The organism is Faecalimicrobium dakarense (genome assembly GCF_000499525.1).
GTDB classification, from domain to species: Bacteria; Bacillota; Clostridia; order Peptostreptococcales; family Peptostreptococcaceae; genus Faecalimicrobium; species Faecalimicrobium dakarense.
Map to the genome: position 1 here is coordinate 1 of NZ_HG529278.1, position 24,243 is coordinate 24,243.

At 27.3% G+C, this 24,243-nt stretch carries 22 protein-coding genes, 1 pseudogene and 1 riboswitch; of the genes and pseudogenes, 20 read left to right on the forward strand and 3 right to left on the reverse strand.

Going from position 1 to position 24,243, the window contains the following annotated elements; genetic code table 11:
- From BN899_RS05815 to ribH, 17 genes and pseudogenes are all read left to right on the forward strand, one after another.
- Positions 1–586, forward strand: a 586-nt coding sequence (locus BN899_RS05815) for a hypothetical protein (RefSeq protein ID WP_042273655.1), incomplete at its 5' end; no start/stop codon positions are given.
- Between the two features lie 169 nt (positions 587–755).
- A complete protein-coding gene (locus BN899_RS05820) occupies positions 756–1,553 on the forward strand; it encodes a hypothetical protein (protein ID WP_042273657.1) in 798 nt (265 codons plus the stop codon).
- Between the two features lie 10 nt (positions 1,554–1,563).
- Entirely contained in the window at positions 1,564–1,830 is a 267-nt protein-coding gene (locus BN899_RS05825; RefSeq protein ID WP_042273659.1) for a hypothetical protein, read from the forward strand.
- On the forward strand, positions 1,827–2,906 hold the full coding sequence (locus BN899_RS05830) for a hypothetical protein (protein ID WP_042273661.1): 1,080 nt from the start codon (positions 1,827–1,829) through the stop codon (positions 2,904–2,906). Before BN899_RS05825 ends, BN899_RS05830 begins: the two co-directional genes overlap by 4 nt.
- A gap of 235 nt (positions 2,907–3,141) precedes the next feature.
- The gene (locus tag BN899_RS05835; RefSeq protein ID WP_042273663.1) at positions 3,142–4,311 is read left to right on the forward strand and encodes an AI-2E family transporter; all 1,170 of its coding nucleotides are present in this window, start codon (positions 3,142–3,144) and stop codon (positions 4,309–4,311) included.
- 15 nt (positions 4,312–4,326) lie between these two features.
- A pseudogene (locus BN899_RS20950) lies at positions 4,327–4,446 on the forward strand (TerD family protein); the annotation flags it as partial.
- A 225-nt stretch (positions 4,447–4,671) separates the two neighbouring features.
- Positions 4,672–5,883 carry a sugar ABC transporter substrate-binding protein gene (locus BN899_RS05840; RefSeq protein WP_042273664.1) on the forward strand — a complete coding sequence of 404 codons (1,212 nt, stop codon included), beginning with the start codon at positions 4,672–4,674 and terminating at the stop codon, positions 5,881–5,883.
- 97 nt (positions 5,884–5,980) lie between these two features.
- Positions 5,981–6,970: a carbohydrate ABC transporter permease gene (locus BN899_RS05845; protein ID WP_081712181.1), complete on the forward strand. Its 990-nt coding sequence runs from the start codon at positions 5,981–5,983 to the stop codon at positions 6,968–6,970.
- A gap of 1 nt (position 6,971) precedes the next feature.
- Positions 6,972–7,826: a sugar ABC transporter permease gene (locus BN899_RS05850; protein ID WP_042273667.1), complete on the forward strand. Its 855-nt coding sequence runs from the start codon at positions 6,972–6,974 to the stop codon at positions 7,824–7,826.
- An 81-nt stretch (positions 7,827–7,907) separates the two neighbouring features.
- Positions 7,908–8,930, forward strand: a complete 1,023-nt coding sequence (locus BN899_RS05855) for a LacI family DNA-binding transcriptional regulator (protein ID WP_042273669.1) — start codon at positions 7,908–7,910, stop codon at positions 8,928–8,930.
- 26 nt (positions 8,931–8,956) lie between these two features.
- Entirely contained in the window at positions 8,957–10,786 is a 1,830-nt protein-coding gene (locus BN899_RS05860) for a glycoside hydrolase family 13 protein (protein ID WP_042273672.1), read from the forward strand.
- 16 nt (positions 10,787–10,802) lie between these two features.
- Positions 10,803–12,443, forward strand: a complete 1,641-nt coding sequence (locus BN899_RS05865; RefSeq protein WP_042273673.1) for a glycoside hydrolase family 13 protein — start codon at positions 10,803–10,805, stop codon at positions 12,441–12,443.
- Between the two features lie 27 nt (positions 12,444–12,470).
- Positions 12,471–14,747, forward strand: a complete 2,277-nt coding sequence (locus BN899_RS05870) for an alpha,alpha-phosphotrehalase (RefSeq protein ID WP_071162433.1) — start codon at positions 12,471–12,473, stop codon at positions 14,745–14,747.
- Positions 14,748–14,885: 138 nt separating this feature from the next.
- Positions 14,886–15,002, forward strand: a riboswitch (FMN riboswitch).
- 310 nt (positions 15,003–15,312) lie between these two features.
- A complete protein-coding gene (gene ribD, locus BN899_RS05875; RefSeq protein WP_042273676.1) occupies positions 15,313–16,428 on the forward strand; it encodes a bifunctional diaminohydroxyphosphoribosylaminopyrimidine deaminase/5-amino-6-(5-phosphoribosylamino)uracil reductase RibD in 1,116 nt (371 codons plus the stop codon).
- The gene (locus BN899_RS05880; RefSeq protein WP_042273678.1) at positions 16,413–17,072 is read left to right on the forward strand and encodes a riboflavin synthase; all 660 of its coding nucleotides are present in this window, start codon (positions 16,413–16,415) and stop codon (positions 17,070–17,072) included. The genes ribD and BN899_RS05880 overlap by 16 nt, the downstream gene beginning before the upstream one ends.
- Before the next feature lie 21 nt (positions 17,073–17,093).
- The gene (locus BN899_RS05885; RefSeq protein ID WP_042273679.1) at positions 17,094–18,293 is read left to right on the forward strand and encodes a bifunctional 3,4-dihydroxy-2-butanone-4-phosphate synthase/GTP cyclohydrolase II; all 1,200 of its coding nucleotides are present in this window, start codon (positions 17,094–17,096) and stop codon (positions 18,291–18,293) included.
- A gap of 31 nt (positions 18,294–18,324) precedes the next feature.
- The gene (gene ribH / locus BN899_RS05890; RefSeq protein WP_042273681.1) at positions 18,325–18,789 is read left to right on the forward strand and encodes a 6,7-dimethyl-8-ribityllumazine synthase; all 465 of its coding nucleotides are present in this window, start codon (positions 18,325–18,327) and stop codon (positions 18,787–18,789) included.
- Between the two features lie 52 nt (positions 18,790–18,841).
- Here ribH and BN899_RS05895 read toward each other — a convergent pair whose 3' ends face one another.
- Positions 18,842–19,966: a DUF3810 domain-containing protein gene (locus BN899_RS05895; protein ID WP_042273683.1), complete on the reverse strand. Its 1,125-nt coding sequence runs from the start codon at positions 19,964–19,966 to the stop codon at positions 18,842–18,844.
- 148 nt (positions 19,967–20,114) lie between these two features.
- On the opposite strand from BN899_RS05895, the gene BN899_RS05900 reads away from it, so the two are divergent.
- Positions 20,115–20,351 carry a hypothetical protein gene (locus tag BN899_RS05900; RefSeq protein ID WP_042273694.1) on the forward strand — a complete coding sequence of 79 codons (237 nt, stop codon included), beginning with the start codon at positions 20,115–20,117 and terminating at the stop codon, positions 20,349–20,351.
- A 91-nt stretch (positions 20,352–20,442) separates the two neighbouring features.
- Complete coding sequence (locus BN899_RS05905; RefSeq protein WP_042273684.1) at positions 20,443–20,961, forward strand: GNAT family N-acetyltransferase; 519 nt, start codon at positions 20,443–20,445, stop codon at positions 20,959–20,961.
- 40 nt (positions 20,962–21,001) lie between these two features.
- Here the strand turns inward: BN899_RS05905 and BN899_RS19275 are convergent, their stop codons facing one another.
- Together BN899_RS19275 and BN899_RS05910 are read right to left on the reverse strand one after the other, a co-directional pair.
- On the reverse strand, positions 21,002–21,154 hold the full coding sequence (locus BN899_RS19275; protein ID WP_173399935.1) for a hypothetical protein: 153 nt from the start codon (positions 21,152–21,154) through the stop codon (positions 21,002–21,004).
- Positions 21,155–21,246: 92 nt separating this feature from the next.
- Complete coding sequence (locus tag BN899_RS05910) at positions 21,247–22,167, reverse strand: AEC family transporter (protein ID WP_042273687.1); 921 nt, start codon at positions 22,165–22,167, stop codon at positions 21,247–21,249.
- A gap of 277 nt (positions 22,168–22,444) precedes the next feature.
- Between BN899_RS05910 and BN899_RS20775 the strand changes: the two genes are divergently transcribed.
- A complete protein-coding gene (locus tag BN899_RS20775; RefSeq protein WP_242824097.1) occupies positions 22,445–24,229 on the forward strand; it encodes an SEL1-like repeat protein in 1,785 nt (594 codons plus the stop codon).
- Positions 24,230–24,243 lie beyond the last annotated feature (14 nt).

The following is a 24,243-nucleotide window of genomic DNA, read 5'->3' on the forward strand; positions in this document are numbered from 1 at the left end:
TAAGGATGATTTATATATAATGAGTAATTATTGTGAGGAGTATTCATACAACAATATAATTGAAATTTCTAGGCTTAATATAAAAGAAAATAAGTTAGAGTTGGTTAAGAAAATAGAACTTATAGATGAGATAGATAAGAAATATCCACTTATAGAAATAAGTGTGGTAGATTCTGCAAAGTATAAAAATAAGTTTTACTCAGTTGTAAGTGTAAAAAATGGTGACGATTCTGCTATAGAACAAGGTAAAGTATATTTATTAGATTATGACTTAGAGAAAAATACTTATAATATTAATTCAGTAAGTGAAAAAGAATACCTAAAAGTTATAGATAGTAGCTTTGATGAGGGTAAACTTAATTTAATTATATCTGATATAAGCGAAAATATGGTAATAAGTGATATAAGTTATGACTTAATAAATAATAAGAAAATTTTTGAAAATGATATTTTAATAGAAAAAAATATAAATCCAGAAACAGGAAAAAGGATACATTCTAGCTTAGTAGATACTGAAAAAATATATCTTTATGTAAGAGATTATTATGGCTATGAATTGCAAATAAAAATAAATTATATGCTATAGATAGAAATAATCAAAATATATCATATGAAGGAAAAATAATAAAAAATCCTAATAACTGGATTACAGAATTTAAAAAAGCAGGTAAACAAGATGAATAAAAAAATGATAAAAAGTTTTATAAAGCTAAGCTCCTAAATGGAGATAAAACTATACAAGAAGAGGGTATATTATGGGGAAAATATTAAGTCTTTTCGATTTTGAATTTAAAAGAAATATAAGAAACTACCTTATTATAATTTTAACTTTTTGTGTTTTGCTAATTGGAAAATTAATAATGAATTTAAATAGTTATAATTATATAATGGATAAGATAGTTAGAAAGATTAAAGTTTCAGAACTGTATGTAAATAGTATTGGTATATTAAATTTTGATAACTTAATAACCAATTCAGAGGTGATACTATTTTTAATAGGGATTTTAGCTTGTATGCTATATTCAATAATAATATGGAACAAAGATTTTATAGGTAAAAATAAAAGCATATATACTTTATATATGCTACCTCAAAATAAAGTAAATATTTATATAAGTAAATTTATAAATATAATATGTCTAATTTATATATATGTAATAAGCTTTGTGCTAACTTTATTTGCAGCATATAATATAATGACTCCTATGATGAAAGGTAATGTAGAAAATTTTGGATTTGTTAGAGCTATAGTAGATAAGTTTTTTATTGTTTTACCATATAACTTCAATAGTTTTATATATAATTATGTAGTAGTTGTAACTAGTATAGTATCGATTTTATTTATGATTATATTGTTCTTTAAATATATAAATATATCAAAAATAAAACACTTAATTTTAAGTATATTAATGGTTATATATTTATTATTTATTTTTTATAAAATTTATTTAATATATATATCTTCTCTACAATTAAATATATATGTATGTTTGATAACTACTATTTTAAACATATTTATAAGCTATAAATTATTATATAAAACAGATCTATAGGAGGGTTATTATGAAAAAAGGTCTAATAAAAATCATAGGAATCTGTTTAAGTATGATTATTATGGTAGGGATACTAAACTATTCACATGAAGATAAAATTACTTTAAAAGATATTAGTGGAGATAGAGATGCTATGGGGGATATAAGCTTTGTATATAATCCAACTAGAAGCATAAACTATGATCAACTTCAATATCCAATTTATTATAATTTTTTAATCCCAATCATGATGAAAATAGTACATATGTTTATTTTATATCGGAAAATAATAGAATGATTCCAAAATTAATAAATACATTAGGAAAAGTTTCAGATGATAAAGAGATAACAATAAATAAAGATGGAATGAAAACAGTAAAGTTAGATAATGACAATACAGATGCTATTTACTTAAATTACAATAGAAAACATAAAGAATTATTAAGTAATCCATATATAGATACAAGGAATCTATTTGAAGATAAAAATTATATAGGGGATGCATATATAGATTATGATTTTGGAGATTCTAAAAATAAATATATAAAAATAGAAAAAATAAATAAGAAAAATAATAAACTAGAAAGTATAAAAATACCTTTAAGTAAAGAGTTTTCTACAGATAATGAAAATGAATTTCTAGAAGTAGATTCTAATTTTATCTATAAAGATAATTTATATATGATAACAAGAAAAATTAGCGATTCACAAGAAGATAATAGAAGAGAAACTTTATACATACTAAAAATAGATACTGATTCAAAAAAATATGAAGTAGTAAAAGAATTAGGGATAAAAGAAGATGATTGGTTGAGTGGAGTTAAGTTTATAAATAAAGATAAAATATATATAGAAATTGATAGACATAATGATGGTTATTCTTACAGCGATTTTCTAATATACGATATAACTAAAAATGAGTTAAATGAAAGTAAAAAATTTATGAACTCTAAAAGCGAAAGTGGATATGACCTTTTCAAAGAATGGATACATTATTATATAGAAAATGATAATTTAAATATAATAGTAAAGAATAAAGAAAATTATATTTCAAAGCTTGTTTACTCATTACCAAATTTAGATTTAATAAATGAAGAAAAATATAATTTTCAAATAAATTTTAGTCAAGATCTTAGTAATACAGATGGTGTAAAAAGGATATATTATTCAGATGGAAAGATCATAACTATGTATCAAAATAAATTTATTTCATCAAGAAAAGATAAAAATAAAAAAACGTATGATATTGCAGGTAATAAACCAGTGGATATAAAAATATTTGATACGGATACTAATAAAGTGGTTTATGAAGGTGAATTAATATCTTCAAATAGAAATATAGAAGATAAATTATCCATAGTTAAAAATTATTAAAAAAGGCTTATTTTATATAAGTCTTTTTATTATATATAATGTGAGATTGTTTAATATAAATATTTTAAAGAGCTTTATAGAAAAAGAAGGATGATATTAAATTTAATAAAATAACAAATTTATATGAAGCTAATATGAAGTTATTATGAAAAAAAAATAAACTATATTGACACTAGAGCCACTTTAATGGTTATAATTATAATAACAAAGACGATGTAACATACAAGGAGGAAAAATGAAAGTAAATTGGAATAACAAGTATACTACAGTATCAGTATATTCGTTTATAGTAATCTGCTGTAGTATATTATTTTATAGTATATTATCTCAAATGAGTTCTTTTACAAGCAAGTTAAGCGAGATAATAGGAATATTACAGCCATTTATAATAGGATTTGTAATGGCATATCTTTTAAACTTCATATTAGCATTTATTGAAGGAAAAATGGAAAGAATTGATAAACTAAACAATCTTAAACATAGGTCAAAAAGAGGAATTAGCATAATACTTACATATATAGTTGCATTTTTATTAATATATGTATTTATACAGTTTGTTCTTCCACAATTAGTTGATAGTGTATCAGGACTTGTTAACGATATACCAACATATGTAACAAACTTAACTACTGTGTTAAATGATATTACAAAAAATATGGATATAGACCCTGAATACATAGGAATGGCAGTTAATAAGTGGAATGAGTTTGTAAGTTATATTATAAAAATAGCAACAAACCTACTTCCAATTTTAGGGAATACTTTAATGATAGTGGCATCAAGTATATGGAACATAGTACTTGGATTAGTAGTATCTATATATCTGCTTATAGATAAAGAAAAATTCTGTGCATTAAGTAAAAAGATAACTTACGCAGTATTTAATAAAGAACATGCAGAAGTCGCAGTTGATTTAGCGCATAGAACTAATGATACTTTTGGTAAGTTTTTAAGTGGGAAAATATTAGATTCGGCTATAATAGGAGTTTTAACATTTGTATTACTTACAATATTTAAGATGCCATATACGCTGTTAATATCTGTAATTATAGGTATAACTAATATTATTCCATTCTTTGGACCGTTCTTTGGTGCTATACCATCAGCTATAATAATATTATTTGTAGATCCTACAAAAGTAATATGGTTCTTAGTATTAATATTTATAATACAGCAATTAGATGGAAATATTATAGGACCTAAGATATTAGGAGATTCTATCGGAATATCAGCATTTTGGATATTATTCTCATTACTTGTTACAGGTAAGTTTTTAGGACTTGTAGGAATGATAATAGGAGTTCCTTTATTTGCTATAATTTACTCAATAATAAAAGATATTGTTGAGGGTAAGTTAGCTAAAAAAGGATTGCCAAAAGATACGAAAGATTATGGTAGTAAGTAAAATAAATCTTTTGTAAGATTACTAGATACTCAAAATAATGATAGCGAATTATGGAGATTTAATCTGAAGGCAGATGGATCAAAAGCAACATCTGTAATATTTGCAGAGTTTTATAGAGATATGAGTGAGTGGTAATTTAAAGCAGTTGGAGAAGGTAAAATAGCAGACCTTAATGGTGTTTTAGCTTTATATAATTAATGATAAAAATAGAGGTATATTTTATGCCTCTATTTTTTATTGTTAAAATTGACTGCGAAAAAATAAACTTCTTGCAAACGTATGCACAACCGTATATAATTAAGAATGGAAACGATACCGAAATCGATTCCAAAAAGAATTTATAGCAAAGGGGAATCTATTATGATTAAATCTAAAAAATCATTAGCTATATTATTAGCTAGTGCACTTGTTTCTTTATCTGTAGTTGGGTGTAGTTCGACAAATGACAAAGCTTCAGATGAAAAATCTCTAACAGTTTGGTCTCATTTAACGCCAGCTGAAGTTAAAGAAGTTAATGAGGTAGCACAAAAATGGGGAGAAGAAAATGGAATAAAGGTGCAAGTTCTTGAAGATAAAGGGGATATGCAAGCATATATACAAGCTGCTAACAGTTCAAAAGGCCCTGATATAATGTATGGACTACCTCATGATAATTTAGGAACATTTGAAAAAGCAGGCTTATTAGCACAAGTACCAGAAGGTGTTTTAAATAAAGAAGATTATATGTCAGAGCAGTTAGTAGATGCAGTAACTTTAGAAGGAAAACAATATGCACTACCTATAGCTCAAGAAACAACTGCATTATTTTATAATAAAGATTTAGTTAAAGAAGTTCCAAAAACCATTGAAGAAGTAGTTAAGATTGGTAAAGATAAGGGATTTGTATTTGATGTTGCAAACTTCTACCCTTCATATGGATTTATAGCAGCCAATGGAGGATATATTTATAAAAATAATAATGGGACATTAGACCCTACGGATATAGGTTTAGGAAATGATGGAGCAATAAAGGGATATGAATTTTTACATGATTTAGTAGTAAAAGATAAATTAATACCAGTTGATATGACAGGAGATATAGCAAGTGGTGAATTTATGAGTAATAAAGTAGCATTTTACATATCAGGACCATGGGATGTAAAGGCATCTAAAGATGCAGGTGTTAATTTTGGAGTAGTTCCAATTCCAACTTTAAACGGTAATCCTGTAAAATCATTTATAGGAGTTCAAACAGCATTTGTAAGTGCTAATAGTAAGAAACAAGATTTAGCTTGGGATTTAACTAAGTATCTAGCTGAAAATACAGGTGATATATTACTTGAAACAGGAAATAGAATACCAGTACTTAAGTCAGTAACTGAAAGTGATGAATTTAATAAAAATGAATATATGGTAGAGTTTGCAAATCAAGCTAAAGTAGGAGAGCCAATGCCAAATATTCCAGAAGTTCAAGCTATGTGGGGACCAGCTGGAGAAAATTTAAGATTAATAATGACAGGGGAATTATCTCCTAAAGAAGCCGCTAATTTAACAGTTAAGCAAATAAAAGAAGGTATATCACAACAAAAATAACTCATAAATTAATAGAGTTTATATAATTTAAATTTAAATTATATAAACTCTATTATAAAAATTACTATATGTACTTAAATTTTAGGAGGAGAGATTTATGGAAGCTGCTAAGAAGTATGAAAATAAATATAATAATAAAAATCCTAAGAAAGATAAAGTTAAATCGAATGTTAAATTAAAAGATACTTTAAAATCAATGCCCTATCTATTACCAGCAATGATTTCAATATTGATATTTACAGTACTTCCAATTATATATACAGTATTTATATCGTTTACAAATTATACAATGTATACACCAGATGGAGGTATGGAGTTTGTAGGATTTGATAACTTTGTAGAAGTTATAACTGGACCATTTAGTAAGGTATTCTTTCCTGTATTTTTATGGACTGTAATATTTGCAGTAATCTCAACACTAGCAACTTTCTTTGTTGGCTTATTTACTGCTATATTATTAAATAATAAAAATATAAGAGAAAGAGGATTTTATAAGGCAATATTAGTTTTACCTTGGGCATTACCTGCAACAGTTGCAATACTTTCATGGCAAGGTTTACTAAATGGAAGCTATGGAGCTATAAATAATGCATTGTTAAACTTACATATAATAGCAGAACCAATACAATGGTTAACCAATCCTATATGGGCAAGAATAGCAATAATTATGGTAAGTGTATGGCTAGGATTCCCATATATGATGAATGTGTGCTCGGGAGCATTAGCTGCAATACCAAAGAGTTACTATGAGGCAGCAGAGGTTGATGGTGCAAGTAAATTTATACAATTTACTAAGATAACTCTACCATCACTTGCACAAACTGCTTATCCTTTAATAATATCTTCTTTTGCATTTAACTTTAATAACTTTGGAGCTGCATTTTTAATTACGCAAGGTGGTCCAGCAAGGGTTGCAACTCAGTTTGCTGGATATACAGATATATTGGCATCTGTAAATTATAAATTATCAACTCAATTTGGTAGGTATGAGATAGCTTCAACAATAAGTATTATGATATTTATACTTATAGCAAGTATATCTTATTTCCAAATGAAAAAATCAGGTCAATTTGAGGAGGTAGAATAAAATGGCACAGAGTGTATATAAAAAGAAATTAAGTAAAAGTGAAAAAAGAATAGCTTTTATTTCAAGAATTATTATATGGGTAATGATAGCTATAGTAATGTTTCCGATAGTGGCAGTAGTATCAGCATCTATGGCCGATGGTCAAGCATTTACTCAAACGAATTTATTCCCAGAAACATGGACTCTTAAGAACTATCAAGCAGTTTTAACTGAAACGGATTTTTTATTATGGGTTAAAAATACATTAATAATTTCATTATCAGTTGCGGTAATACAATTATGTCTGACTATTCCATCAGCATTTGCATTTTCAAGACTAAAGTTTTGGGGAAGGAAAAAAGGTCTTATGATGTTACTTTTACTTCAAATGTTCCCAGCTGCGATGGCATTACCTGCAATACTAGGAATAGCCTATAAACTTAATGCAATGGATAATATATGGGCACTTGTAATACTTCAATGTGGAGGAAGTGCATATAATATTTGGCTTATGAAAGGTTTTATAGATGGAATACCAAAGGAACTTACAGAAGCGGCATACATGGATGGAGCAAGTACACTTCAAATATTTTTTAAGGTAATATTACCACTTACTAAAAATATGTTAATAGTAATATTCTTATTTTCATTTATAGGATCATACAGTGAATTTGTATTTGCATCAGCACTTTTAAAAGATCCAACAAGTCAGACTATAGCAACAGGATTAAAAGGATTTATAACAGGTAAGTTCTCTGCAAATTGGACTCAATATTCAGCAGCAGCCATAATGGCATGTATACCGATAGTAGGATTATTTACAGTATCGCAAAAATATATAGCTGATGGATTAGTTTCAGGTTCAGTAAAGGGATAATTTTAGTAAAATTTACTTTAAATATAAATATCCTATTGTATACTATACTTATGAATACTGAAGATAGAAAGAGGAGCGAGTATGAATATAAAGGATATTGCAAAATTAGCTGGTGTTGGAGTTAGTACGGTATCAAGAGTACTTAATAACCACCCAGATGTTAAAGACTCAACTAGAGAAAAGGTATTACAAATAGTTAGGGATAGCAATTATATACCAAATAGTAGTGCTAGAGTTTTAAAACAAAACAATACTAAAAATATAGGTGTACTAGTTAAAGGCATGTTTAATCCATTCTTCTCAGAAATGATAAATACTATAGCTTGTAAGATAAATGATGCAGGTTACACTATGATTCTTCAGCAAAACTACTCTGAAGAATATAGAGATATAGATATATTAAAAAGTTTTGTAAAAGACAAAAGATTGCAAGGTGTAATTTGTCTAGGAGGGGAATTTTTAGACATAAATAAGGATTATATAGAAGATATTGAAGTTCCAATAGTATTAACATCAGTAAATAATTATAATAAAGAATACACTGAAGGATATTCGTATATTTCAATAGATAATAAAAAAGCAGCATATGAAGCAACAGAGTTTTTAATAAAAAATGGCCATAAAAATATTTGCATAATGGTAGGAGATAACTATAGTGAACAAGGTTTAAATAAAGAACGTTTAATAGGTTTTAAGAAAGCCTTAGAGGATAACAGTATACCTTATGATAATAATAACTTTTTAGAAGGCCACTATAGAAGTGATATATCCTATGAAGCTACTAAAAAATTACTTAAAGATAATCCCAAAGTTAGTGCTATATTTGCTGCATCGGATACTATGGCAATAGGATGTGCTAAAGCTATTGTTGACAGTAATAAAAAAGTTGGAAAAGATGTATCTGTAATAGGTTTTGATGGTATGGAAATAAGTGAATTTTATAATCCTCCAATAACCACTATAAAACAACCTAAAGAAATTATGGCAAGCATTAGCTTAGAACTACTAAAAAACTTAATAGAAAAAAAACAAAGTCATAAGCATATGATACTAGATACAGAATTAATTGTAAGAGAGTCTTGTAATGTAGTAGATAAAGATTAATAAACACTAATAAAGGGGGAATCATAGTGAACGCTATTACTAGAGAGGCAATACTTCATATTCCAAAGAGTAATTACAGCTATGGATATGATAAAGACACACTTCATATTCGTATTAGAACTAAAAAAGGGGAAGTGAATAAAGTTACCTTAAGAATAGGAGACCCTTATGATTGGCAAGACGGTGGAGCTGGCGGTGGAAATTTAAATGCTTCAGGAAGTAATTGGGTAGGTGCTAAAAATTTACAAATGAAAAAAGAAGTGGAAAGTAAGTATTTTGATTATTGGTTTACATCTTATAAACCAGAGTTTAAAAGAAGTCGATATGCTTTTATTTTAGAAAATGAAAAAGAATCTATTCTTTATGGAGAAAAAGATATAGTAACTTTAGAAACTGACAAAGATGAAGAGGTTTTATGCAATATGGGAAGTTTCTTTGCTTTCCCTTATTTAAACAATATAGATATAGCAAAAGTTCCAAACTGGGCAAAAGATACTATTTGGTATCAGATATTTCCAGATAGATTTGCAAATGGAAATCCTGATATAAATCCTGAAAACGTTGAACCTTGGGGAAGTGAACCTACATCATATAATTTCACAGGTGGAGATTTACAAGGGATTATAGATCATTTAGATTACTTAAAAGAACTTGGAATAAGTGGAATATATTTATGCCCTATTACAGAAGCTGGATCAAATCATAGATATGATACTATTGATTATATGAAAATAGATAAGTACCTAGGAGATGAAGAAACTTTAAGAAAACTTATAGACGAAGCTCATAAAAGAGATATAAAAATTATGTTAGATGCAGTTTTTAATCATGCAGGATACTACTCAAAACAGTGGCAAGATGTAATTAAAAACAAGGAAAAATCTAAATATATAGATTGGTTTTATATAAGTGATATTAATGGATTAGATATACCGTTAGATGAATTAGACAAAGAAAATTTAACTTATGAAACATTTGCATTCTCAGCATATATGCCTAAGTTAAATACAGAAAATCAAGAAGTTTTAGAATACTTAATAAATGTAGGAAAATACTGGGTTGAAAAATTTGATATAGATGCATGGAGATTAGATGTTTCAAATGAAGTTGATCATGTATTTTGGAGAACGTTTAGAGAAGAAGTCAAGGCTATAAAGCCGGATGTATATATATTGGGAGAAATTTGGCACAATAGTTTACCTTGGTTAATGGGAGATCAATTTGATTCTGTAATGAATTATCCATTAACAGATGCAATAAATGACTTTTTATGTACTGATAAAATTGATGCAAAAGAGTTTAAATATAGAATAAATGATGTTTTAGTAAGCTATCCTATGCAAATAAATGAGGTTACATTTAATTTATTAGGAAGTCATGATACAAGTAGAATATTATCACTTGCAGATGGAAATAAGGATAAGGTTAAGCTTGCATACTTATTTATGCTTACTCAAGTAGGTAGCCCTTGTATTTATTATGGAGATGAAATAGGAATAGATGGAGAACACAAGCCTGGAATAGAACTACACAGAAAATGTATGGTTTGGGATGAAGAAAAACAAGATAGGGATATGTTTAATTTTATGAAACAAATTATAAAAATGAGAAAAGAAATTAAAGAATTAAAGATGCCTATCAATGAATGGATAGAGGCCAATAATGAAACTCAAACTGTAATAATTAAAAAAGGCGATGTAAGTATTATTATAAATAATAATAATGAAAAATTAACTATTAATCTTCCTAAGTATTTACAAGATAAAAAAGTTACAGATTTATTTAATGAAAAAGAAATAATTTTAGATAAAAACTTAACTTTAAATCCATATGGATATTTTATAGCTAAGCAATAGTAAAGGGGGAAACAACATGTTAGAGAAAAAATGGTGGCATAACTCAGTAGTATATCAAATATATCCAAGAAGTTTTTGTGATAGTAATAATGATGGTATAGGCGATTTAAAAGGTATAATATCAAAACTTGATTATTTAAAAGAATTAGGTATAGATGTTATATGGTTATCTCCTGTTTATAAATCACCAAATGATGATAATGGATATGATATAAGTGATTATAAAGATATAATGGACGAATTTGGAACTATGGAAGATATGGATAATCTTTTACAAGAAGCTAAAGTTAGAAATATTAAAATAGTAATGGATTTAGTATTAAATCATACAAGTGATGAACACAAATGGTTTATAGAAGCTATAGATAATCCTAATAGTAAATATAGAGACTATTATATATTTAGAGAAGCCGTTAATGGTAAAGAACCAAACGATTTAGAATCAATCTTTAGTGGAAGTGCATGGAAACTAGATGAAAAAAGCGGTCAATATTACCTTCACTTATTCTCTAAAAAGCAACCAGATTTAAATTGGGAAAATGAAGATATGAGAAATGAACTTTATGACATGATAAACTTCTGGTTAGATAAAGGTGTTGGAGGATTTAGATTAGATGTTATAGATTTAGTAGGAAAGCAACCAGATAAAAAAATAACTGGAAATGGTCCTAAGCTTCATGAATACATTCACGAAATGAATAATAAAACATTTGGAAATAAAGATGTATTAACTGTAGGAGAAACATGGGGGGCAACTCCGGAAATTGCAAAATTATATAGTAATCCATCTAGAGAAGAACTAAGTATGATATTCCAATTTGAACATATAGGATTAGATGAAATACCTGGTAAAAGCAAGTGGGACTTAGCACCCCTTGATTTTATAAAATTAAAAGAAGTATTTAATAAATGGCAAACAGAACTTAAAAATGAAGGATGGAATAGTTTATTCTGGAACAATCATGATTTACCACGTATAGTATCAAGATGGGGAAATGATAGTGAAGAATATAGAGAGTTAAGTGCTAAAATGTTAGCAACGATACTTCATATGCAAATGGGAACACCATATATATATCAAGGTGAAGAATTAGGAATGACTAATGTTAAATTTGATAGTATAGATGATTATAGAGATATAGAACTTTTAAATATGTATAAAGAACGTTTATCTAAAGGATACAAAGAAGAAGATATAATGAAGTCTATATATGCTAAAGGAAGAGACAATGCAAGAACTCCTATGCACTGGGATGACGGTGAAAATGGAGGATTTAGTAAAGCTAGGCCTTGGATAAAAGTAAATCCAAATTATAAATATATAAATGCAAAGAAAAACTTAGAAGATAAAAATTCTGTATTTAACCATTATAAAAGGCTGGTACAAATAAGAAAAGAAGAAGAAACTGTTGTATATGGAAATTTTGAACTTTTATATAAAGATCATAAATCAATTTTTGCTTATATAAGAGAATTAAATAATGAAAAAATATTAGTAGTAGCAAACTTCTATGGTGATAATGAAGAGTTTATATTAGATAAAAACTTAAATTATAAAAATTGCGAAATTTTATTAAGCAACTACAAAGATTCTAATAATAATATAGAAAAAATTAATCTAAGAGCTTATGAAGCTATAATATATAAACTTTCGTAAAAAAGTATAAAGTTTGGGGGACATAGGATGAAGAAGATATGGTGGAAAGAAGCAGTAGCATACCAAATATATCCTAGAAGTTTTATGGATAGTAATAATGATGGCATAGGGGATTTACAAGGGATAATACAAAAACTTGATTATGTAAAAGATTTAGGTATAGATGTAATATGGATTTGCCCAATGTATAAATCACCAAATGATGATAACGGATATGATATAAGTGATTATCAGGCAATAATGGATGAATTTGGGACTATGAATGACTTTGATGAATTACTAAAGGAAGTCCATAAAAGAGGTATGAAGCTTATAATAGATTTAGTTATAAACCACACATCAGATGAGCATGAGTGGTTTATAGAGTCAAAATCGTCAAAGGATAATCCAAAGAGAGATTGGTATATCTGGAAGGATGGAAAAGAAGATAAAGAACCAAATAACTGGGAGAGTATATTTAAAAGTTCAGCTTGGGAAAAAGATGAAGAAAGTGAGCAGTACTATCTACATTTATTCAGCAAAAAGCAACCAGATTTGAATTGGGAAAATAAAGAAGTAAGGAACGAATTATATAAAATGATAAACTGGTGGCTAGATAAAGGAATAGATGGATTTAGGATAGATGCTATAAGCCATATTAAAAAAGAATACGGTTTTAATGATATGCCAAATCCTAACAACTTAAAATACGTTCCTTCTTTTGAAAAACATATGAATGTATCTGGAATTCAAAGGTATCTGAAGGAGTTAAAGGATGAAACATTTTCTAAGTACGACATAATGACAGTTGGAGAAGCTAACGGAGTAACTATAAATGATTGTTGTGAGTGGGTAGGAGAAGAGGATGGTAAGTTTAATATGGTATTTTCATTTGAACATTTATCACTTTGGAATCATGAGAATAAAAAATCATTTAATATAAGAAAGTACAAAAAAGCAATGAGTAAATGGCAAGAAGCTCTATATAATAAGGGGTGGAATGCTCTATTTATAGAAAATCATGATCAGCCAAGAATAGTATCAAATTGGGGAAATGATAGTACTTATTTAGTAGAAAGTGCTAAATCTTTAGGTATGTCATACTTTATGCAACAAGGAACGCCATTTATATATCAAGGTCAAGAAATAGGAATGACAAATGTTGCCTTCGACAGTATAAATGATTATGATGATGTGGGAACTAAAAATGAGTATTACCACGATTTAGAAAATGGAATAAGTGAAAAAGAAGCACTTAAAAAAGTTTGGATGTCTTCAAGAGAAAATTCAAGAACTCCAATGCAGTGGAATAACTTAAAAAATGCAGGATTTACTGAAGCTGATAAAACATGGTTTGGTGTAAACCAAAATTATAAAGATATAAATGTAGAAAAACAAGAAAATGATGAAAATTCAGTTCTTAATTTCTACAAAAAAATGATAAAAATAAGAAAAGAAAATGAAGCTTTAATATATGGGAAAAACAACTTACTTATGATGCATGACGAAAGTATATATGCATATGAAAGAGTATTAGGTGATGATAAGTTTGTTATAATATGTAACTTAACTGATAATGAAGCGTTATATTATCACGATGAAATAGCTTTAAAATATAACGATTTAGTATTGTCAAATTATGAAGTTGAAGTTCATGGTGGTGTAAATGAGATAAAACTAAAGCCTTGGGAATGTAGAATGTATAAAGCAAAGTATCCTAAAAGAGAAAAAGAAAGATTATTGGATGGAGAACTTTATTTAGCATTTTATAAGGAATTATTTGATGAAAGACAATTTGCTAAAGAAGCTTTATATGACTTTAATAATATGAGACCAAGTAAAGTTGATGAAAGAATGGATATAATAAAATATTTATTTGGATCAACAGGAAAAAATATATTTATGGAGCAGCCATTTATGTGTGACTATGGATATAATATGCACATAGGAGAAAACTTCTATTCAAACCATAACCTAATGGTTCTTGATTGTAATACTATAACAATAGGTGATAATGTTATGATAGGGCCAAATGTGAAGATATTTTCAGCAGGTCATCCAGTAGATGCAGAAGTTAGAACCAGTGGACTTGAATTTGCTCAGACTATGAGTATAGGAGATAACGTATGGATAGGTGGAGGTTCTATAATTAATCCGGGTATTAATATAGGAAATAATGTTGTAGTAGCATCAGGTAGTGTGGTAACAAAAGATATTCCTGATAATGTAATAGTTGGAGGTAATCCCGCTAAGGTTATAAGAGTAATAAATGAAGAAGATAAGAAAAGATACTATAAGAATAAATTAATAGATAGAAGAGTATAAATTATTATAAATATGCAAAATATTTTGTTAATTCACATTGAAATTTAAAATCCTAATAATTATATAAGTATTAATTAATTTTAAATTTTAAGTTGACAATTATAAATAAAACAACTACTATGTAACTATAAAAACTTAATAAATCTTCAGGGCAGGGTGAGATTCCCTACCGGCGGTAAAGCCCGCGAGCCTTAAAAGGCATGATTCGGTGAAACTCCGAAGCCGACAGTAAAGTCTGGATGAAAGAAGATGATATAAAAAGATATAAGACTGTAATATTATACTTATATTGATTTGAATGATATGCTCTGAAATATTTATATATTTCAGAGCTTTTTATATATTTTAACTATATTTTATTTAATTTACGTGTAAAAAATAATTAAAAACTATAATAAATCTTACAAATATTCAAAAAATATAAATTATTTATCAGTCAAAAAAGTATAAAATATATTATAAATTTATGATATATTATCTAGCCCTAAGTTATTAGCTTAGGGCTTTTATTTTGCACATAAAGTTATATTTAATATTAACTAAAATCTAAATTTAGGAGGAGAAAATGGAGAAATTTTATATGAATTTAGCCCTTGAATTAGCTAAAAAGGGTAAAGGAAGAGTTAATCCAAATCCTATGGTAGGAGCAGTTATAGTAAAAGAGAATAAAATAATAGCTCAGGGATACCATGAAGAATATGGAAATAATCATGCAGAAATAAATGCCATAAATAATGCTAAAGAAAATTTAGACGGTTCAACTATGTATGTAACTTTAGAACCATGCTCTCATTATGGAAAAACACCTCCTTGTGTAGAAAAAATAATAGAGAATAAGATAGCTAAGGTTGTTATAGCATCTCTAGATCCTAATCCATTAGTATCTGGAAAAGGAGTAAAAAAACTTGTTGATGCAGGTGTAGAAGTAGTAACGGGTATTTTAGATTATGAAAATAAAAAGCTAAATGAAGTATTTATGAAATACATAGTTAAAAAAGTACCATTTGTAATAATGAAATCAGCAATGTCTTTAGATGGAAAAATATCAACAAGAACTGGAGAATCAAAATGGATAAGCTGTGATGAGTCAAGAATGAGTGTACATAAATTAAGAAATGAAGTAATGGGAATTTTAGTAGGTGTAAATACAATAATTCAAGATGATCCAGAGCTAACATGCAGATTAAAAGATGGAAAAAGTCCGATAAAAATAATAGTAGATAGCAACCTTAGAATTCCAGAAAATTCAAAAGTTATAAAAGATGCCCATAACCATAGAACAATAATTATAACTACTTCATCTGCAAAAGAAAGTATGGTAAAAGAACTAGAAAGTAAAGGTGTAGAAATTATAATGGCAAAATTAAAAGATAATCGTGCTGATTTAAGCGACATGATGGAAAAATTGGGTCAGTTAAATATAGATAGTATACTCCTAGAAGGTGGGGCAACATTTAATTTTTCAGCTATAGAAGAAGGGATAGTAGATAAAATACAGGTTTATATAGCTCCAAAGTTAATAGGAGGAAAACTATCTAAAACACCTATAGGAGGTAATGGAATAGATAAATTAAAAGATGCTTACAAAATTAGAGATATGAATGTACAAATGGTAGGGGAAGACATTTTAATAGAAGGTTATTTAAATGAAAGTGAGGATAAAAAATGTTTACAGGTATAGTTGAAGAGATTGGAACTATTGTAGGTATAAAAAATGGAGAAAAATCAAGTCGGCTTAATATTAAATCTAAAAAAATTTTAGAAAATACCAACTTAGGAGATAGTATATGCACTAATGGAGTATGCCTTACAGTAGCTAATATAAATTCTAGCACTTTTGAAGCTGATGTTATGAGTGAAACTTTAAATAAAAGTAATTTGGGTCTATTAAAAATAGGAAGTAAAGTAAATTTAGAAAGAGCATTAAGAGTTAATGATAGATTAGGCGGTCATATAGTAAGTGGACATATTGATGGGATAGGTCAAATAGTATCAGTAACTAAAGATGATAATGCTGTATGGATAGCGATAAAAGCCCAAGAAAATATATTAGAATACATAATTTACAAAGGGTCAGTATCAATAGATGGAATAAGTCTAACAGTAGCTTATGTAGATGATAGCTTATTTAAAGTATCAATAATTCCACACACTGGAGAAAATACTATATTACTCAATAAGAACATAGGTGAAACTGTAAACCTTGAGTGTGATTTAATTGGAAAGTATGTAGAAAAACTTTTAGGATTAGTGCCTAAAAATCAAAAGTCAAAAGAAGATTTAATATCAATAGATTTTCTTAAAGAAAATGGATTTTATATATAAAAAAGTTTAAGGAGGATTAAAATGTTTAAATTTAATAATATTGAAGAGGCTATTGAGGATATTAAAAATGGAAAAATGGTAATAGTAGTAGACGATCCTGATAGAGAAAATGAGGGAGATTTACTAATGGCAGCAGAAAAAGCAACTCCAGAATCCATAAATTTTATGGCTATGTATGGAAGAGGTCTTATATGTATGCCTATTGAAGGAGATAGATTAAAAGAGCTAGAGATATATCCTATGGTACAAAATAATACTGATAATCATGAGACTGCATTTACAGCAAGCATTGATTATATAGAAACTACAACAGGTATTTCAGCATATGAAAGAGCATTAACAATACAAAAAATTTTAGATAATAAATCAACATCGAAAGATTTTAGAAGACCGGGTCATATGTTTCCATTAATAGCTAAGAAGGGTGGAGTACTTGAAAGAAATGGTCATACTGAAGCAGCTGTAGATTTATCAAAGCTTGCAGGATTAAAGCCTGGAGGGGTTATTTGTGAAATTATTAAAGATGATGGGACTATGGCTAGAACACCAGACTTAATGAAGTTTGCAAAACGTCATAATTTAAAAATAATAACAATAAAAGACCTAGTAGAGTACAGAAAACAAACTGAAATAATTATTGAAAGAGTAGTAGAAACAAAAATGCCTACAAAATATGGTGACTTTAAGATGTATGGGTTTGTAAATAAAATTAATAAAGAGCATCATGTAGCTCTAGTTAAAGGTAACATAGAAGATGGTAGTCCAGTATTAGCGAGGGTACATTCTGAGTGTTTAACTGGAGATGCGCTAGGATCTAAAAGATGCGATTGTGGGCAGCAGTATGATGCAGCAATGAAAAAAATAGATGAAGAAGGAAGAGGTATATTACTATATATGAGACAAGAAGGAAGGGGAATAGGTTTAATAAATAAATTAAAAGCCTATGCACTTCAAGATAAAGGGTTTGATACAGTAGAAGCTAATATAGAACTAGGCTTTAAAGCTGATTTGAGAGAATACTCAAGTGCAGCACAAATTTTTAAAGATTTAGGAGTAGAAAAGCTTAGACTATTGACTAATAATCCGAGAAAAATTGATGGATTATCTTCTTTTAATATTGAAATAGTAGAGAGGATACCTATACAAATGAACCATAATGAAGCAAATGAATTTTACCTAAATACTAAAAAAGATAAATTAGGACATATGTTAAATTATTAAATTTAAAATATATATAAAAGGAGAAAAAGATATGAAAGTAATAGAGGGAAATTTAGTAGCAAAAGGAATGAAAATAGGTATAGTAGTTGGTAGATTTAATGAATTTATAGTCTCAAAATTATTAGGAGGGGCATTAGATGGATTGAAAAGACATGGACTTGAAGACGAAAATATAGAAGTAGCTTGGGTACCAGGTGCATTTGAAATACCATTAATAGCAAAAAAGATGGTTAAAAGTAACAAATACGATGCAATAATTTGCCTAGGAGCAGTTATTAAAGGGTCAACACCACATTTTGATTATGTTTGTGCAGAGGTATCTAAAGGAATTGCTTCAGTATCTTTAGATATGGAAATACCAGTTATATTTGGAGTATTAACTACAGATTCAATAGAACAAGCAATTGAAAGAGCTGGAACTAAAGCTGGTAATAAAGGTTATGATGCTTCTGTTAGTGCTATAGAAATGGTTAATTTATTAAAAGACTTTAACTAAGTAAATAAAGATAGTAGTTATTTATAAATAACTATTATCTTTATTTAATAAATTAATACTCAGGATAAAGCTTATAATAGGTTAAAAGTAGCTCAACCATTTTACCATAGCTTTGCACTCCTTCTTTAATGCCATTAGATTTTAAATAAGCATTATTAAAATTATTTGAAACTTTTTCTACTTTACCTTCATATTTTTTCCAAAAATTATTATTATTAGCTAAGTCTCTTCTTACATCATCAGATATTGTTTTATTAAGTTTTACAAGTGCATTATAATCTACTTTGCTAAGTGCTGATGCAGTATGATTTAGGGCTAGCATATATCCTGAATACTTAAAATCGATATCCGGATGATTTATAGACGCTAAGTATCCTATAAAATTAGCTTCATCTTCACTGGCGTACCCTCTTTGGTGAGCCATCTCATGAAGTGTTGTAGAAGGTATATATATATCAGGTACTGCTATGTTTACATTTGCATCCCCTGTAAATGGAAAGTATATCCCTGTTATACCTGTATAACACATTAAGTTTGATGATATAACATATTTTGGCTTAGAATAGTTGCCATCAGCATTAGGAATTATATCTGTTACTTTAACATATCCTAACTGTGCTCTAGACATTAAACTTTTATAATCAGAATTATTTTTCATAATTCCATTGTTATCCTCTAATACAAGTTTTCTAGTTTCATTTGTTTTTTTTATTAAAAATTTATATAAATCTATTAAATCATTATTATTATAATTAACTTGAGATATATTCTTATCTTTATCTAAGTTATAGTTATTTATAAGTGTCGTGGAAAGAGGAAGCCTATTGTAATTTAATCCCCATAAAATAATAAATAAGAAATAAGCTATAGATAAAGTAGAAAATAAGTTTAATATAGAATTAATTAAAAAATATTTTAGTTTAGTAGTGTTTTTAAATAGTGTAGTAAGTAATTTTACTATAAAAATTATTATAATAACAAATATTAAATAAACAGTAACTTCATATGTAGAAAAAGGAAAAATTCCTGAAATTTTACTTAAAATCTGAACCGTAAACTTATTAATTGAAAGAGAATAATAAGTTTCTACTAATTCAGGATATTTTGAGGCTATAAAATTAAGTAATAAAGCTAATGGTAGTAATAGTAATGAAAAAAGTTTATATTTTTTGCTCATAATTCACCTCTTAAAATAGAATATAAATATTTATTAATTATATACTATAAGTATAAAACAATATATACTTTGATGAAATAGATTACCTATGATATAATGTAATAAATTTCAAATAATATACAAGATGAAAGGATATATTATGAGTGATATAATTATAAAACTTACTAGAGATAATTTTGATTTTAGATTTAAGCAGTATGAAGGAACATTTTTTCATGCTACTATAAATGAAGATAATGAAGTTATAAAATATAAAATAACTAAGGATAAAGAAGGATTAGAGCTTAAAGAATTTGGAAATACTCATATAAAAGATAATAATATGTTATATATACCACAAATAGAAGCTTACTTAGACTTAGAAACTATAAATAAATTAAAATAATTGACATTAGTATGCCATCAAATTTTTAAACCAAATTTTGATGGCATTTTTAGTACAAATTAAAATTTTATATAAATTTAGGGGGAGATATATGGATTTAATTATAAGGCCTATAAAGGTAGAAGATTCTAAACAAGTAGTAGAACTTAGAACAATGAAAGGCGTTATGGAAAATACATTAGCAATGCCAAGCGAAAGAGAAGATAAAATTAGAGAAAAAACATTAAATCTTGGCATAAATGATTATATATTTGTAGCAGAGATAAAAGAGGAGAATGATTATAAAATAGTTGGCATAGCAGCTCTTAATGTAGAAAATTCACCCAGGCTTAGGCATAGTGCTGGCATAGGTATAAGTGTACATACAAAATATCAAGGGATGGGTATAGGTAAAAAATTATTAAATAAACTCTTAGATATATCAGATAATTGGCTTATGTTAGTAAGAATAGAATTAGGTGTACTTTGCGATAATGATAAAGCTATAAATCTATATAAATCACTAGGGTTTGTAGTGGAAGGTAAGAAGAAATATACAACAATTAGAAATGGTAAATATGTAGATGAATATATTATGGGAAGATACAATGAAAATTTAATTAATAAATAAAGAGACTATAATTATAGTCTCTTTAAATTTATAGCATAAATTACATACCAGTAAAGATTTTATAAAATAATAGTATTACAAATGCAACTAGTGCAATTTTAAATGCAAGACTTGTTATAGCTTTTATAACTTTAATAGATATACCTATAACAACTATAAGTAAAACTATTTTAAAAATTAAATCTATATCCATATAAATACCTCCCATCTAACATATTAGTATTATTTCATATTTTATATATAAGATACCATAATAAGGAAAATATTTAAATTATAAATTGGTGTTCAGGCTAATAAAAGCATACTTATTAACGGAATAGTCACTATAGAAAATAGCGTTGTAAAAAATACAGCTTGAGAAGCAAGTGATATATTTGATTTATATTCACTAGCCATTATAGCTGTATTTGCAGCAGCAGGCATAGATGATATTACAATAGGAATAGCTAAAATCATGCTATCTTCAACCTGACCTCTAAATAAATAGTATACAAGTAAAGGAAGTAGTATAAGTCTAATAAGTGTTACAAAATGAAGCTTCTTATTAGAAAAACAATCATATGCAGAAGAAGCACAAAGCATACTGCCTATAACGAGCATAGAAAGTGGAGTAGTAATATTTCCTAGCATTTCAATTGGTTGATTTAAAAATATAGGCACTTTAATACTAAACATGAAAAGTAAAAGACCTATAAATATTGATACTACAACTGGATTTATAAGTGACTTTATAGAGAATGAGTAATCATTTTTACCTTTAGATAGAAGGTAGCTTCCAAGAGTTATTGTAAGCATATTAAAAGGTAAGTTAAATATTGCAGTATAAAAAATAGCTTCACTTCCAAGTACAGCTTCAACTACAGGATATCCCATAAATCCAACATTAGAAAATACTATTACATACTGATATATTCCTAAGTTATCATCATACTTAAAAATAAATTTTAGTAGATAGGAAATTAAAAATGATACTGAATACATAACTATAGAAATAATCAATAAACTTATTATTTTATTAATCATATCAGAACTATAGTCTATTTGCATAGAAGATATTATTGTACAAGGTAGAAAAATCTTCATGATAAGTGAAGATAGCTTTGAAGTACAGTGTTCATCTAATAAGTTTTTTTTCCTGGCTACGTATCCAACTAAAATTAGTAAAAACAAAACTAATACTTGTGTAAAAATATTCTTAAAATTCATAAAATATACCCCCTATACATAACATTATATAGTATGGTTATAATAAAATATAACAATTACGTAATAAAACTATATAAATATTGTATTAGACTTATTATTACAATATAATTACAATAGAAAAAATAATAAAGAATAAAACGAATTATGTTATATAATTAGATATATTAGTGGATAAGTTGTAAAATAGATAGGGAGTATGATATGAAAAGTACGAAATTTTCAATAGGAAAATAAAAATTTATCAAATGACCCTAAAGTATATCATGTTAGAGGAACTGTGTATGAAAAGATGGGAAAATTAGATAATGCTATAGAATCATATAAAATAGCAGCTAATGATAACTATGTAAAGTCTCAATATACTTTAGGAAATATATATTATGATAAAAGACAATATAATGAAGCTGAAAAATGGTATAATATGGCCTATAAAAATGGATATGATGAAGCGGCTTTTGACATTGGTAATATGTATTTTGAAGCAGGTGGATATGAATATGCTCTTTATTGGTATGAAAAAGTAGCTAGTTTAGGTCATGTGAAAGCTCAAAATAACTTAGGAGTATCACATTTTAAATTAAAAGACTATGCAAGAAGTGAAAAGTGGTTAAAGGAATGTTCTAATTCTAACTTTGGAAAGGCGTGCTTTAATTTAGGTGTATTATATACTACTTTAGGAAGAGAAGATGAAGCCTTAGAATATTACAAGAAAGGGTCAGTACTTTTAGATGAATATTGTAAGTATAATTTAGCTGTGTTAAATCAGAGGGAAAAAGATACAAAAAGCGCTATAAGCCTATATAAGCACTTATATAAGGTAGGGCATGTAAAAGGGTGCTTTAATATGGGATTAATTATGGAGATGGAAGAAGATTTTGAAGAATCTAAGAGATATTTTATAAAAAGTGCAGATCAAGAAGATACTTTATCTCAACATAGATTAGCATATATTTATGATAGGGAAGAAGACCATGAAGAAGCTATAGAGTATTATGAAAAAGCAATAGAGAAAAACCATGCATTATCTAAATATAGATTAGGAAATTTATATAATAAAAGAAATGAAATAGAAAATGCAAGGATGTATTATAAAATGGCTGCAGAAGATAATGTGGTTGAAGCTAAGAATAATTTAGCAGGTCTTTATTTTGAAGAAGAAGATTTTGATAATGCTATAAAGTATTATGAAGAAGCTATTATGGATGGATGTAGTTGCGCAATTGAAAATATAGGTGATCTTTATTTGAAAAATGGTGATATTGAAAGAGCTATTTCTTACTATTTAAGAAACTCTAATACTTTATCATGTCAGATTAAGCTAGCTAAGATGTATGAAGATGATAACCATCTTGATGAAGCGATAGTTTGGTATGAGAAAGCTTTAGAAAATAAAGATGTAGAGTCAGGTTATAAGTTAGGATGTATATATGAAGAATTAGATGATAATGAAGAAGCTAAAAAGTATTTTGAAATATCAAGTAAACAAAATCATTTAAATTCAAAAATACATCTTGGAAGAATTTATTTTAATGATGAAAACTATGAAGAAGCAAAGGTTATGTTTGAAGTCCCTGCAAATGAAGATAATACATACGCCCAACATATGCTAGGTGTAATATATGATATCTACTATAAGGATTATATAAATTCTAAATATTGGTATGAAAAAGGTAGAGCTAAACAATGTGTTGAATCTATATATAATTTAGGTCAGTTAAGCCTTAAGTTAAATGATACTTCAGAAGCTGAAAAGTATTATAGCGAAGGGTATAAGCTAGGAAATAAAAAATGCGAGTATATGCTAGCTGGAATATACTATAAAAAAGGATTAGACATGTATTCTTCCTTAGCTGATGAAGGATATGAAGGATGTATGGATATAGTAAATAGTATTCCAACTATTAATATAAACTTTGATGAAGTATTGATTGCACCATTTGAAATACAAGAAGTAAGCATTGAAGAAGAGGAAGAATGTGTACCAGACTATTTATTAGATATTAATGAAAACTTAGAAGAAATGTTTGAGGGATTAATAACTGATATGGTAATAGAAAAATAATATACATAAAAAAA